This is a genomic window from Enterobacter genomosp. O, from assembly GCF_001022965.1.
Classification (GTDB): domain Bacteria; phylum Pseudomonadota; class Gammaproteobacteria; order Enterobacterales; family Enterobacteriaceae; genus Enterobacter; species Enterobacter cloacae_L.
In genome coordinates this window covers 1,070,491-1,084,302 of record NZ_LECZ01000027.1, presented here as the reverse complement: position 1 = coordinate 1,084,302, position 13,812 = coordinate 1,070,491, and the positions used below count along the sequence as shown (strand labels likewise).

10 protein-coding genes are annotated in these 13,812 nt (G+C 58.0%); 7 read left to right on the top strand and 3 right to left on the bottom strand.

Annotated features, from left to right (window positions below; translation table 11 throughout):
- The first annotated feature begins 65 nt into the window (after positions 1-65).
- The gene (gene rutR, locus ABR39_RS23995) at positions 66-704 is read left to right on the top strand and encodes an HTH-type transcriptional regulator RutR (protein WP_047349044.1); all 639 of its coding nucleotides are present in this window, start codon (positions 66-68) and stop codon (positions 702-704) included.
- A gap of 55 nt (positions 705-759) precedes the next feature.
- On the opposite strand, the gene ABR39_RS23990 is transcribed toward rutR, so the two are convergent.
- Positions 760-1,152, bottom strand: coding sequence for a lysozyme inhibitor LprI family protein (locus ABR39_RS23990; protein ID WP_047349043.1), 393 nt, complete (start codon positions 1,150-1,152; stop codon positions 760-762).
- Between the two features lie 51 nt (positions 1,153-1,203).
- A complete protein-coding gene (gene putA / locus ABR39_RS23985; protein WP_047349042.1) occupies positions 1,204-5,166 on the bottom strand; it encodes a trifunctional transcriptional regulator/proline dehydrogenase/L-glutamate gamma-semialdehyde dehydrogenase in 3,963 nt (1,320 codons plus the stop codon).
- Between the two features lie 423 nt (positions 5,167-5,589).
- Between putA and putP the strand changes: the two genes are divergently transcribed.
- Together putP and ABR39_RS23975 are read left to right on the top strand one after the other, a co-directional pair.
- A complete protein-coding gene (putP, locus tag ABR39_RS23980) occupies positions 5,590-7,098 on the top strand; it encodes a sodium/proline symporter PutP (RefSeq protein WP_047349041.1) in 1,509 nt (502 codons plus the stop codon).
- 116 nt (positions 7,099-7,214) lie between these two features.
- Positions 7,215-7,634: a DUF3574 domain-containing protein gene (locus ABR39_RS23975; protein WP_047349040.1), complete on the top strand. Its 420-nt coding sequence runs from the start codon at positions 7,215-7,217 to the stop codon at positions 7,632-7,634.
- Positions 7,635-7,705: 71 nt separating this feature from the next.
- Here ABR39_RS23975 and ABR39_RS23970 read toward each other — a convergent pair whose 3' ends face one another.
- Positions 7,706-8,890, bottom strand: a complete 1,185-nt coding sequence (locus ABR39_RS23970; protein ID WP_032638697.1) for a NupC/NupG family nucleoside CNT transporter — start codon at positions 8,888-8,890, stop codon at positions 7,706-7,708.
- 251 nt (positions 8,891-9,141) lie between these two features.
- Here ABR39_RS23970 and efeU point away from each other — a divergent pair, with 251 nt between their 5' ends.
- The 4 genes from efeU (at position 9,142) to phoH (ending at position 13,721) form a co-directional block, all read left to right on the top strand.
- Complete coding sequence (efeU, locus tag ABR39_RS23965; protein ID WP_047349039.1) at positions 9,142-9,975, top strand: iron uptake transporter permease EfeU; 834 nt, start codon at positions 9,142-9,144, stop codon at positions 9,973-9,975.
- A 40-nt stretch (positions 9,976-10,015) separates the two neighbouring features.
- Positions 10,016-11,143, top strand: coding sequence for an iron uptake system protein EfeO (efeO, locus tag ABR39_RS23960; protein ID WP_047349038.1), 1,128 nt, complete (start codon positions 10,016-10,018; stop codon positions 11,141-11,143).
- A 5-nt stretch (positions 11,144-11,148) separates the two neighbouring features.
- Positions 11,149-12,432, top strand: a complete 1,284-nt coding sequence (efeB, locus tag ABR39_RS23955) for an iron uptake transporter deferrochelatase/peroxidase subunit (RefSeq protein ID WP_047349037.1) — start codon at positions 11,149-11,151, stop codon at positions 12,430-12,432.
- 500 nt (positions 12,433-12,932) lie between these two features.
- On the top strand, positions 12,933-13,721 hold the full coding sequence (gene phoH, locus ABR39_RS23950; protein ID WP_008503509.1) for a phosphate starvation-inducible protein PhoH: 789 nt from the start codon (positions 12,933-12,935) through the stop codon (positions 13,719-13,721).
- Positions 13,722-13,812 lie beyond the last annotated feature (91 nt).

The window sequence follows — 13,812 nt, the reverse complement described above, 5'->3', positions numbered from 1 at the left end:
CCCCAAAATGTCGTGAGAAAGCAGGGCTTTTGCTATGCTATGGCAAACCAATAAGGAGAGCGGGAATGACGCAAGGCGCAGTGAAAACACCAGGCAAACGTTCGCAGGCGGTGAGTGCCAAAAAACAGGCCATTCTCAGCGCGGCGCTGGAGACTTTTTCACAGTTTGGCATTCACGGCACGCGGCTGGAGCAGGTGGCGGAGCAGGCAGGGGTGTCCAAAACCAATCTGCTGTATTACTACCCGTCAAAAGAGGCGCTCTACGTGGCGGTAATGCAGCAGATCCTTGATATCTGGCTGGCGCCGCTCAAAGCCTTTCGTCAGGAATTTACCCCGCTGGTGGCTATCAGGGAGTACATTCGCCTGAAGCTTGAGGTGTCGCGCGATTACCCGCAGGCGTCCCGGCTGTTTTGTCTTGAGATGCTGCAGGGTGCGCCGCTGTTGCAGGCGGAACTCACCGGAGATTTAAAGCAGCTGGTTGACGATAAGTCGGCCATTATTGCCGGATGGGTCGCCAGCGGAAAGCTGGCTCCGGTCGACCCGCATCATCTGATCTTTATGATTTGGGCCTCCACCCAGCATTACGCTGACTTTGCGGCCCAGGTTGAAGCGGTGACCGGTAAAACGCTCCAGGACGAGGCGTTTTTCCACAGCACCCTGGAAAACGTGCAGCGGATGATTATCGAAGGGATCCGCGTGCGTTAGTTTCCCTCACCCTAACCCTCTCCCCAAAGGGGGGAGGGAATAGTTCCGTGCCTCATCAGCCCGGCGGGAGAGGGCAGCTTAAGTCGCCCTCTTCACACTGCATCAGCGAGGCCAGAAACGCTTCGCGCTCCGCGGTTTTTTCCGCCAGGCACTGGTTAATAATCATTGGCTGAACGCTCCCGCCCTCCGTCCCCGAACCGATAAACGCGCAGTCCGCGTCGCGCAGGGCGATCCACGCCTGCTGCGCTTTTTTCAGCAGATCGCGCTGAGGGGCTGCCGCGCGCTTGATGGCGGCCTGGTACGTCTGGTTGAGCTTTTTATCGGCAGCCTGGTACTGCTGCGCGCTGCAGGTATTCAGCTCAAGCTGGGTGGTCGCTTTGTCGCACTCGTCGGCCAGCGCGCTGGCGCTCAGCAGCAGTGCTGCACTGGCGATAAGATATCGTTTCATATACTCCCCAATAAAATAAGGCTCCGTCTCCGGAGCCTTATTAGCACAGCGTTAGCCTATTGTCATCAGGCTGGCGTTACCGCCTGCCGCCGCGGTATTGACGCTGAGCGAGCGTTCCACGTACAGACGCTCCAGCAGCAGGTTGGTTTCACCGCGGGCGAAGCCCTGCACCGAAACAATCGGCCCGTTGCGGGCCGCAACCTGCTCGCACAGTTCGCGCAGCTGGTCAGAATCACCGTGATAAATCACGGCGTCAAACGGCTGCGTCAGCAGTGCATCGGCCTTCGCGAAGTGAATGCGGGCAGAGACCGCTTTCGGCAGCTGTTTTGCCAGGTCGCGGTGCAGCGCATCTTCCGGCCACAGCACTTCACAGCCGGTTGCCATAGCTGCGGCCAGCTGGACCAGCGCGTCCTGCTCGTTATCCGCCACGCACAGCACGCGCTCGCGCGGCATCAGCGTCCAGGTATTGCGCTCGCCGGTTGGCCCCGGGAGCAGACGCTGCGTGCCTGCCTGCGCCAGCTCGCCGTACTGCTGCGCGAGGCTACGCAGTTCAGGACGTTTTTCCGCCCATGTGATGAGGGCTTCCAGCGGCTGGGTCAGCACGGTTTTCAGCTGCGCATCCACCGGATAGTCCACATCCTGACGCGCCAGCGTTACGCCCAGCGCGTTCTCCGGACGGTTCGCCAGCAGGCGGTACAGGTAGAGCGGACCGCCCGCCTTCGGACCGGTGCCGGAAAGGCCTTCGCCGCCGAACGGCTGCACGCCCACGACCGCGCCGACCATGTTGCGGTTAACGTACAGGTTGCCCACTTTGGCGCTGCCGGTCACCTGCGCGATGGTCTCGTCGATACGGGTATGCACCCCGAGCGTCAGGCCATAGCCGGAGGCGTTGATCTGGTCGATCAGCGCGTTCAGGTTGTTGCGGTTGTAGCGCACCACGTGCAGGACCGGGCCGAAGACCTCTTTTTTCAGCTCGTCGAAGCTCGCCAGCTCAATCAGCGTTGGCGGCACAAAGGTGCCGGTACGCCACTCGCGGGTATCTTCACTGTTTTCACGCACCGCCTGGAACACCGGACGGCCCTTCGCGCGCATGGCCTGAATGTGGTTTTCGATATTGGCTTTGGCTTCCGCGTCGATCACCGGCCCGATGTCGGTGGTGAGACGGCCCGGGTTGCCCATGCGGCATTCGGCCATCGCGCCGCGCAGCATCTTCAGGGTGTGGTCGGCCACGTCATCCTGCAGGCACAGCACGCGCAGGGCGGAGCAGCGCTGACCGGCGCTGTCGAAGGCGGAGGCCAGCACGTCAACCACCACCTGCTCGGTAAGCGCGGAGGAGTCAACGATCATGGCGTTCATGCCGCCGGTTTCCGCGATGAGCGGGGTCGGGCGACCCTGCGCATCCAGGCGGGTAGCGATATTGCGCTGCAGCAGAGAGGCCACTTCGGTCGAGCCGGTAAACATCACGCCGCGCACGCGGTTATCCGCGGTCAGCTTAGCGCCGACCGTTTCACCGCGGCCCGGCAGCAGCTGGACCACGCCCGCCGGCACGCCGGCTTCCAGAAGAATGTTGATGCCCTGTGCGGCAATCAGCGGGGTTTGCTCTGCCGGCTTGGCCAGCACGCTGTTGCCTGCGGCCAGGGCGGCGGCAATCTGGCCGGTGAAGATCGCCAGCGGGAAGTTCCACGGGCTGATACACACGACCGGGCCAAGCGGACGGTGGGTTTCGTTATCGAAGTCATCGCGAACCTGACCCGCGTAGTAATGCAGGAAATCGACGGCCTCGCGCACTTCGGCGATGGCGTTGCTGAAGGTTTTACCCGCTTCGCGCACCAGAATGCCGATGAGCTGTTGCATCTGATCTTCCATCAGCACCGCGGCGCGTTCCAGAATGGCGGCGCGCTCCTGCGGCGGCGTGGCAAACCAGATAGGGGCGTTGTTCACCGCGCTGTCCAGGGCCTGATCCACTTCCGCTTCGGTGGCTTCACGCACGTAGCCGACGATGTCTTTTGGCTCCGCCGGGTTAATGACTGGCTGCATTTCGCCGTCAGCAACCGGCTGCTCCAGAATCGGTTTGGCCTGCCATTTCTGCAGCGCGCTGTTGAGCAGGGCAGAGGAGAGCGACGCCAGACGGTGTTCGTTGGCGAGATCCAGACCCGCCGAGTTGACGCGGCCTGCGCCATACAGCTCGCGCGGCAGGGCAATCTTCGGATGCGGCAGGCCAATCTGGCCTTCCTGCGCCGCCATCTTCTCTACGGCCTGCACCGGATCGGCAACCAGCTCGTCCAGCGGCAGGGTGGTGTCGGCGATGCGGTTAACGAAGGAGGTGTTCGCGCCGTTTTCCAGCAGGCGACGCACCAGGTAGGCCAACAGGGTTTCGTGAGTACCTACCGGGGCGTAAATACGGCACGGGCGGTTCAGCTTGCCGTCCGCCACTTTACCGGTGACCTGCTCGTACAGCGGTTCACCCATGCCGTGCAGGCACTGGAACTCGTACTGGCCCGGGTAGTAGTTCTGCCCGGCCAGGCTGTAGATCGCCGCCAGGGTGTGGGCGTTGTGGGTGGCGAACTGCGGATAGATCAGGTTCGGCACGCCGAGCAGCTTTTTCGCGCAGGCGAGGTAAGAGACGTCGGTGTAAACCTTGCGGGTATAGACCGGATAGCCTTCCAGCCCTTCCATCTGGGCGCGTTTGATTTCGCTGTCCCAGTAGGCGCCCTTCACCAGACGGATCATCAGGCGGCGACGGCTGCGGCTGGCCAGGTCAATCAGGTAATCAATGACGAACGGGCAGCGCTTCTGGTAGGCCTGGATCACGAAGCCGATGCCGTTCCAGCCTGCCAGCTCCGGCTCGAAGCACAGTTTTTCCAGCAGATCGAGGGAGATCTCCAGGCGGTCGGCCTCTTCGGCGTCGATGTTGATGCCGATGTCATACTGGCGCGCCAGCAGGGTCAGGGACTTCAGGCGCGGGTAGAGCTCTTCCATCACCCGGTCGTACTGCGCGCGGCTGTAGCGCGGGTGCAGGGCGGAGAGCTTAATGGAGATGCCCGGGCCTTCATAAATACCGCGACCGTTAGACGCTTTACCGATGGCGTGGATCGCCTGCTGGTAAGAGACCATATAGGCCTGCGCGTCGGCGGCGGTCAGGGCCGCTTCGCCCAGCATGTCGTAGGAGTAGCGGAAACCTTTATCTTCCAGCTTGCGGGCGTTCGCCAGCGCTTCGGCAATGGTTTCCCCGGTCACAAACTGCTCGCCCATCAGGCGCATCGCCATGTCCACGCCTTTGCGGATCAGCGGCTCGCCGCTCTTGCCGATAATGCGGTTCAGGGAGCGGGAGAGGTTGGCTTCGTTGTGGGTCGAGACCAGTCTGCCGGTAAACAGCAGGCCCCAGGTCGCGGCGTTGACGAACAGCGACGGGCTGCGGCCAATGTGGGAATGCCAGTTGCCGTTGCTGATCTTGTCGCGGATCAGCGCGTCGCGGGTGGCTTTATCCGGAATACGCAGCAGCGCTTCCGCCAGGCACATCAGCGCCACGCCTTCCTGAGACGAGAGGGAGAACTCCTGTAGCAATCCCTGAACCATGCCGGCGCGGCCGGTGGCGGTTTTCTGGTTACGCAGCTTGTCGGCAAGCTGGTACGCCAGGCTGTGCGCCTGAGCGGCAATCGCCTCGGGCAGGCGGGCCTGCTCCAGCAGCATCGGTACGGCGTCGGTTTCGGCGCGACGGTATGCGCCGGTAATGGCGGCACGGCTGACGGACTGCGGCAGGATCTGCTCGGCGAACTCGAGGAACGGCTGGTGGTTTTCGTCGCCAGCGGTCGGGGTCTCCTCGCTTTCATTGGCCGCGCCGGCCAGCAGGGCAGGCAGCTCCGGCAGGCCCTCATCGCTCTCGAGTCTTTCGAGATAGTTAAAAATCGCCTGCTTAATTAACCAGTGCGGCGTGCGGTCAATGCGGGTTGCTGCGGTCTTAATCCGTTCGCGGGTGGCGTCATCCAGCTTAACCCCCATGGTGGTCATACCCATGCCAAAGCTCCTGTTGTTCTTTCATCGTGTTTGGTCGTTAGCGTGAAATATCCACCATGTTGCAACTTTGTGCAACCGTGTTAAATGTGACCTGGTTTGCAACCCAGGAAATGAATGGATTGTTAACGAATGGTTAGCTGGAAAAACGCACTGGCATTTGTACGGGAAGCCTGTTTTTATGCGGGAGTTAACACTTTTAAAAGGTGCAACCCACAAAAGCGTGAGCGAGTGCAACCTATAGGAAACTCGTATCAAACCAGGGATGAAATTGATGTAAATGCAGTGTTAAATCGTTTGTCAGCGGAAGGCGCATACGGCAGGATAGCGCGCCCAACCGAAACACAAGATACCGTCACCTCGTTCCGGTGATCATATAACAAGGCAACCCGGACGGTTGTCGCTCGACACTTTTGGAGAATTTGAATGGCAATTAGCACACCGATGCTGGTGACATTTCTCGTTTATATCTTTGGCATGATCCTGATAGGGTTTTTGGCGTGGCGTTCAACGAAAAACTTTGACGACTACATTCTGGGCGGACGCAGTTTAGGCCCGATGGTCACCGCACTCTCTGCGGGCGCATCGGACATGAGCGGCTGGCTGCTGATGGGTCTGCCGGGCGCGATTTTCATCTCCGGTATCTCTGAAAGCTGGATCGCCATCGGTCTGACCGTGGGCGCATGGATTAACTGGAAGCTGGTGGCGGGCCGTCTGCGCGTGCACACCGAGGCCAACAACAACGCCCTGACGCTGCCGGACTACTTCACCGGACGCTTTGAGGACAACAGCCGCGTTCTGCGCATTATCTCCGCGGTGGTTATTCTGCTGTTCTTCACTATCTACTGTGCCTCCGGCATCGTGGCCGGCGCGCGCCTGTTCGAAAGCACCTTTGGCATGAGCTACGAAACCGCCCTGTGGGCCGGTGCAGCGGCGACCATCCTCTATACCTTCGTGGGCGGTTTCCTGGCGGTAAGCTGGACCGATACCGTGCAGGCGAGCCTGATGATCTTCGCCCTGATCCTGACTCCGGTGATTGTGATTTTCACCGTTGGCGGCTTTGGCGATTCCCTGGAAGTGATTAAGCAGAAGAGCATTGAAAACGTCGACATGCTGAAAGGGCTGAACTTTGTCGCCATCGTCTCCCTGATGGGCTGGGGACTGGGCTACTTCGGTCAGCCGCATATCCTGGCACGCTTTATGGCGGCGGATTCTCACCACACCATCGTTCATGCCCGTCGCATCAGCATGACGTGGATGATTTTGTGTCTGGCGGGCGCGTGTGCGGTAGGCTTCTTCGGTATCGCCTACTTCAACAACAACCCGGCGCAGGCGGGCGCGGTCAACCAGAACGCCGAACGCGTGTTTATCGAGCTGGCGCAGATTCTGTTTAACCCGTGGATTGCCGGTATTCTGCTCTCCGCGATCCTCGCGGCGGTGATGTCCACCCTGAGCTGTCAGCTGCTGGTCTGCTCCAGCGCGATCACCGAAGACCTCTACAAAGCTTTCCTGCGTAAAAACGCGAGCCAGAAAGAGCTGGTCTGGGTAGGGCGCTTCATGGTGCTGGTGGTGGCGCTGATTGCCATCGCGCTGGCGGCCAACCCGAATAACCGCGTGCTGGGTCTGGTGAGCTACGCCTGGGCGGGCTTTGGTGCGGCATTTGGTCCGGTAGTGCTGTTCTCCGTCATGTGGTCACGTATGACCCGGAACGGCGCGCTGGCGGGGATGATTATCGGTGCGGTGACCGTTATCGTCTGGAAGCAGTTCGCCTGGCTGGGCCTGTACGAAATCATTCCTGGCTTCATCTTCGGCAGCATCGGCATCGTGGTCTTCAGCCTGCTGGGTAAAGCGCCGTCTGCCTCTATGCAGAAACGCTTTGCTGAAGCAGACGCGCATTACCACTCCGCGCCGCCGTCTAAGCTGCAGCCTGAATAATTTTTCACACGGAACACCGTAGGCCGGGTAAGCGCAAGCGCACCCGGCTTTTTTCTTGCCAAAATCCGTGTTTTCCTGTGATATCCATGTGCTTATAACAATGAGGATAGCGAAGCATGACAATCAAAACAGGGTTAATGACGGCGGCATTATTGATGCTGGCTGGCTGCACCGCGCCATCGCAGCACGCGGCGGTGGAGACCTGCAAAGCGGATAACCAGATGCAGCAAACCACGCTCTATTTCGGACTGAATCGTCCGGCCGGGGCGCAGATTACCGGCAACGAGTGGCAGCAGTTTGTTGACCAGGACGTGACGCCACGCTTTCGCGATGGCTTAACGGTGTTTGACGCGCGCGGGCAGTGGCTGGGGAACGACGGAAAAGTGGCGCGCGAGCCCAGCAAAGCGCTGATGCTGATCCACGGTAAAGATGCGCAGAGCGAGAAGAACATCGAAGCGTTGCGCGGGATTTATAAGTCCCGCTTCGCGCAGGAGTCGGTGATGCGCGTCGACCAGCCGGTGTGCGTGCAGTTCTAATAAAAACGGCGGGATAACCCGCCGTTGTTGTATCGTAGGCCCGTGCAAGCGAAGTGCCGCCGGGCATTACATCACAGCACCAACCCCGCAAAGCTCGCCGACAGCAGGCTCACCAGCGTCGCGCCGTACACCAGACGCAGACCGAAACGCGATACCACGTTCCCCTGCTGCTCGTTCAGGCCCTTAATCGCCCCGGCCACAATGCCGATTGATGCGAAGTTCGCGAACGATACCAGGAAGACGGATAAAATACCCAGCCCGCGCGGCGACATCTGATGCGCTATTTTTTGCAGCTCAATCATCGCCACAAATTCATTCGCTACCAGTTTGGTTGCCATAATGCTGCCCGCGTTTAAGGCATCGCTCAGCGGAATCCCCACCAGCCACGCCAGGGGATAAAATACATAGCCCAGGATCTGCTGGAAGCTCATGCCAAATACGCTGGAGAAGAGTGCGTTAACGGCGCTAATAAGGGCGATAAAGCCAATCAGCATCGCCAGAATAATCATCGCCACTTTAAAACCGGCCAGAATATACTCGCCGAGCATCTCGAAGAAACTCTGCGATTCATGCAGTTTTTCAAGCCGGATATCCGGCTCCGCTTCCGGGCGCGCCGGGTTGATGACGGAGAGAATAATAAAGGTGCTGAACATGTTCAGAATCAGCGCCGCGACGACAAATTTGGCGTCGAGCATGGTCATATACGCGCCGACAATCGACAGGGAGACCGTCGACATTGCCGTGGCCGCCATGGTGAACAGACGACGAGAGGAGAGATCGCCCAGCACGCCTTTGTAGGCAATGAAGTTTTCCGACTGACCGAGGATCAGCGAACTCACCGCGTTAAAGGATTCCAGCTTGCCCATACCGTTCAGTTTTGACAGCAGCGTGCCGATTACCCGAATAAAAATCGGCAGAATTCGCCAGTGCTGAAGAATACCAATCAGCGCGGAAATAAAAATAATCGGGCAAAGCACGCCGAGGAAAATGAACGCCAGCCCTTTTTCCCCCATTCCGCCAAAGACGAAATTGGTGCCTTCGCCGGCAAATTTAAGCAGTGACTCAAAAAATCCCGAGACGTATTTAATCAGGAATAACCCGCTTTCGGCGTGCAGGAAAAAGAACGCCAGGGCAATTTCTATGACAATCAGCTGTAAAACAAAACGAATGCGAATTTTTCGGCGGTCGAAACTCACCAGCCAGGCAAGCGCAAGAATAATGACCAGCGCCAGCAGGAAATGGACAATTTTAAACATAATTTATTTTCACCAGGTGTTTGAGGCGGATATTTAGCCACAGCCCTGAATCAGCGTAAATGGGCATTTTCGTTATAACTTATAAACTTGAACGTTACGTAGGTAACTATTATCAGGCTTGGCGTTTACAACTCGTCATCAAAACACCACATATTTCGCTTGTGTTTCTTTACGCCGTAATGATAATCACTATCACAAGAATTTACCTTTCTTTGCATCAGTTGACCGCGATAAACATTTAAGGTGTCGGCATGTTTGTTCCATTTCTCATTATGTTACGTGAAGGGCTCGAAGCCGCCCTTATCGTTAGCCTAATCGCCAGTTACCTGAAGCGAACCCAGCGCGGGCGCTGGATTGGCGTCATGTGGGTCGGGGTATTCCTTGCCGCGGCGCTCTGTCTGGGCCTGGGTATCCTCATCAACGAAACCACCGGGGAGTTCCCGCAGAAAGAGCAGGAGCTGTTCGAAGGGATCGTCGCCGTGATTGCGGTGGTGATCCTTACCTGGATGGTGTTCTGGATGCGTAAAGTCTCCCGCAACGTGAAGGTGCAGCTGGAGCAGGCGGTGGATAACGCGCTGCAAAAGGGCAACAACCACGGCTGGGCGCTGATTATGATGGTCTTTTTCGCCGTTGCGCGTGAAGGCCTGGAGTCTGTTTTCTTCCTGCTGGCGGCGTTTCAGCAGGATGTGGGGATCTGGCCACCGCTGGGTGCCGTGCTGGGTCTTGCCACGGCAGTGGTGCTCGGTTTCCTGCTCTACTGGGGCGGTATTCGCCTGAACCTGGGGGCGTTCTTCAAGTGGACCAGCCTGTTTATTCTGCTGGTGGCTGCGGGCCTGGCGGCAGGGGCGATCCGCGCCGTCCATGAAGCGGGCCTGTGGAACCATTTCCAGGACGTGGCGTTCGACCTCAGCAACGTTCTCTCCACGCACTCTCTGACCGGCACCCTGCTCGAAGGTATCTTCGGCTATCAGGAAACGCCGAGCGTCAGCGAAGTGGCGATGTACTTTATTTATCTGGTTCCGGCGCTGGTGCTGTTCGCAATGCCGCCGCGTACCGGCACGCAGGCGTCACGCGTTACGCCATAATAGTTGATTTAGTTACAACATACTTTTAAAGGGAAGAGTCATGGCAATTCAGTTCCGTCGTAGTGCGTTATGCGCAGGCATTGCCGCGCTGTTCGCTTCTGCATTCTCCGCATGGGGCGCGGATGTTCCTCAGGTTAAAGTCACCGTCAATGACAAGCAGTGTGAGCCGATGACCCTCACGGTGAACAGCGGCAAAACCCAGTTCATTATTCAGAACCACAGCCAGAAAGCGCTGGAATGGGAGATCCTGAAAGGCGTTCTGGTGGTGGAAGAGCGCGAAAACATCGCCCCTGGCTTCAGCCAGAAGATGACCGCCAACCTGCAGCCGGGCGAGTATGAGATGACCTGCGGCCTGCTGACCAACCCTAAAGGGAAGCTGATCGTCAAAGGTGAAGCAACGGCTGATGCGGCGAAAGGCGCTGCGGTGCTGAGCCTGGGTGATGCCATTACCGCGTATAAGGCGTATGTCACGAAAGAGACGGCGGACCTGGCGGCGGCAACCAAAGCCTTTACCGATGCGGTGAAAGCCGGTGACATCGAAAAAGCGAAATCCCTCTATGCGCCAACTCGTCAGCACTACGAGCGCATCGAGCCGATTGCCGAGCTGTTCTCTGACCTCGATGGCAGCATCGATGCCCGCGAAGATGATTTCGAGCAGAAAGCCGCCGATCCGAAATTCACCGGTTTCCACCGGCTGGAGAAAGCCCTGTTTGGCGATAATTCTGCCAAAGGGATGGAGAAATATGCCGATCAGCTGAACGGCGACGTGCTGGAGCTGCAAAAGCGCATCAGCGAGCTGGCCTTCCCGCCGTCAAAAGTGGTGGGGGGCGCGGCCGGTCTGATTGAAGAAGTGGCCGCGAGCAAAATCAGCGGCGAAGAGGATCGCTACAGCCATACCGACCTGTGGGACTTCCAGGCCAACGTCGACGGCGCGCAGAAAATTGTTAACCTGCTGCGTCCTCAGCTGCAGAAAGAGAACGGTGAGCTGCTGGCTAAAGTGGATGCCAACTTCAAAAAAGTCGACACCATTCTGGCGAAGTACCGTACCAAAGACGGCTTTGAAACTTACGACAAGCTGACCGATGCCGACCGTAACGCGCTGAAAGGCCCGATTACCGCCCTGGCGGAAGATCTCTCTCTGCTGCGTGGCGTACTGGGTCTGGACTAAGCACGATGAACAAGCATAGCGAGAACGACGCGGTTGAGCCTTCACGTCGTCGATTGTTAAAAGGGGTAGGGGCGCTGGGTGGCGCGCTTGCTCTGGCTGGCGGGTGTCCGGTGGCGCATGCGGCGAAACCGCAAAGCGCGCCCGGCACGCTGTCACCCAATGCCCGCATGGAGACGCAGCCGTTTTATGGCGAGCATCAGTCGGGCATCCTGACGCCGCAGCAGGCGTCGATGATGCTGGTGGCCTTTGATTCGCTGGCCAGCGATAAAGCCGATCTGGCGCGCCTGTTCCGCCTGCTGACGACGCGCATCGCGTTTCTCACCGCCGGCGGACCGGCGCCCGATACGCCAAACCCGCGCCTGCCGCCGATGGACTCCGGCATTCTGGGGCCGTTTATCGCCCCGGATAACCTGACCATTACCGTTTCGCTGGGTGAATCGCTGTTTGATGCACGCTACGGCCTGGCAAAGCAGAAGCCGAAAGCGCTGCAAAAAATGACGCGCTTCCCGAACGATTCGCTGGACGCCGCTCTCTGTCACGGCGACCTGCTCCTGCAGATTTGCGCCAATACCCAGGACACGGTGATCCACGCCCTGCGCGATATCATCAAGCACACGCCGGATCTGCTGAGCGTGCGCTGGAAGCGGGAAGGGTTTATCTCGGACCATGCCGCCCGCAGCAAGGGGAAAGAGACGCCGGTGAACCTGCTGGGCTTTAAGGACGGCACCGCCAACCCGGACAGCAGCGATGCTGCACTGATGAAAGACGTGGTGTGGGTAACCGCAAATCAGGGCGAACCGGCATGGGCGGTGGGGGGAAGCTATCAGGCGGTGCGAATCATTCAGTTCCACGTCGAGTTCTGGGACCGTACGCCGCTCAAAGAGCAGCAGACGATCTTCGGTCGCGATAAGCAAAGCGGCGCGCCGCTCGGCATGAAGAACGAGCATGACGTGCCCGACTACGCCAGCGACCCGAATGGCGACGTGATTGCGCTGGACAGCCATATTCGTCTGGCTAACCCGCGCACCAAAGAGACGCAGTCCAGCCTGATGATGCGCCGCGGATACAGCTACTCCCTCGGGGTGACCAACGCCGGTCAGCTTGACATGGGGCTGCTGTTTGTCTGCTACCAGCACGATCTGGAAAAGGGCTTCCTGACCGTGCAGAAGCGCTTAAACGGCGAAGCGCTGGAAGAGTACATTAAACCTATCGGCGGCGGCTATTTCTTTGCTCTGCCAGGCGTGCGTGACAGCAACGCATATCTCGCTCAGGGTCTTATTGAAGCCTGATAATCGTCCCCGCAACTGTTCGCGGGGACATTATTTTTTCATATGACTATCCTGCTGTTATATTTCTGTAATATTTCTATATGAGACTGATTCCACCTGTAGGGACAGTCTTAAAAGTTGCATTCAGGTAAAATAAATGTTGCATTTATGATAACTCCTGATGTACTTAAGATAAGACAGCGGTAGTTCCCGGCAGTGATGCTGAATCACTATGGAGATCGCGAATGGTTGCGTCCTGTACTGGACAAGGTAAACATAACAACCGCAGCACCCGGCGCGGAGGCTCAGACTCCGGCAGCGATTTCCTCACCACTAAATTCTCCCCCCTCCCTCAAGAATCTGATTCGACCGACGTGCAGAACGGTGCGCGTAGCTGTTCCGTATCGTCATCCGATAAAGCAAGCAATGGCTTACAAGGAAGCCAACCCTCTGATGTTCGTGCGCATAATCGTGCCGACGCTGGCGCGTGTGATGAATACCAACAACTCAAGGTGCTATCCATGGGAAGACAAAAAGCAGTGATCAAAGCTCGTCGCGAAGCAAAACGTGTGCTGAGACGGGATTCACGTAGCCATAAACAGCGTGAAGAAGAATCGGTCACCTCGCTTGTGCAGATGAGTGGCGTAGAAGCAATTGGCATGGCCCGAGACAGCCGTGATAATTCTCCAATTGTGGCGCGCAATGAGGCTCAGGCGCACTACCTGAATGCTATCGAGAGTAAACAGCTCATCTTTGCAACCGGTGAAGCCGGATGCGGGAAAACCTGGATTAGTGCAGCCAAAGCGGCGGAAGCGCTGATCCATAAGGACGTGGAGAGAATCATTGTTACCCGTCCTGTACTGCAGGCTGATGAAGATCTCGGTTTCTTGCCCGGCGATATTTCGGAGAAGTTTGCCCCGTACTTCAGGCCCGTCTATGACGTACTGGTAAAACGTCTGGGCGCATCCTTTATGCAGTACTGCCTGCGACCAGAGATTGGCAAGGTGGAAATCGCGCCGTTCGCCTATATGCGCGGACGTACATTTGAAAATGCGGTCGTCATTCTTGACGAGGCTCAGAACGTGACCGCTGCGCAAATGAAGATGTTTTTGACGCGCCTCGGGGAGAACGTGACGGTTATCGTTAACGGCGATATTACCCAATGTGACCTGCCGTCCGGCGTGAAATCCGGGCTGAGCGACGCCATGTCACGTTTTGAGGAAGATGAGATGATTGGGGTGGTACGCTTCACCAAAGATGACTGCGTGCGCTCGGCGCTCTGTCAGCGCACGCTGCAAGCGTATTATTGAGTTTGCTGTTATGTTCAAGGCCCGGGAAACCGGGCTTTGTTTTTTGTGCGGGCATAATGTCGGGTGGCGCTGCGCTTACCCGACCTACATT

Coding starts and splice junctions, on each gene's coding strand:
- rutR (WP_047349044.1), top strand. CDS start 66: ATGACGCAAGGCGCAGTGAAAACACCAGGCAAACGTTCGCAGGCGGTG.
- ABR39_RS23990 (WP_047349043.1), bottom strand. CDS start 1,152: ATGAAACGATATCTTATCGCCAGTGCAGCACTGCTGCTGAGCGCCAGC.
- putA (WP_047349042.1), bottom strand. CDS start 5,166: ATGGGTATGACCACCATGGGGGTTAAGCTGGATGACGCCACCCGCGAA.
- putP (WP_047349041.1), top strand. CDS start 5,590: ATGGCAATTAGCACACCGATGCTGGTGACATTTCTCGTTTATATCTTT.
- ABR39_RS23975 (WP_047349040.1), top strand. CDS start 7,215: ATGACAATCAAAACAGGGTTAATGACGGCGGCATTATTGATGCTGGCT.
- ABR39_RS23970 (WP_032638697.1), bottom strand. CDS start 8,890: ATGTTTAAAATTGTCCATTTCCTGCTGGCGCTGGTCATTATTCTTGCG.
- efeU (WP_047349039.1), top strand. CDS start 9,142: ATGTTTGTTCCATTTCTCATTATGTTACGTGAAGGGCTCGAAGCCGCC.
- efeO (WP_047349038.1), top strand. CDS start 10,016: ATGGCAATTCAGTTCCGTCGTAGTGCGTTATGCGCAGGCATTGCCGCG.
- efeB (WP_047349037.1), top strand. CDS start 11,149: ATGAACAAGCATAGCGAGAACGACGCGGTTGAGCCTTCACGTCGTCGA.
- phoH (WP_008503509.1), top strand. CDS start 12,933: ATGGGAAGACAAAAAGCAGTGATCAAAGCTCGTCGCGAAGCAAAACGT.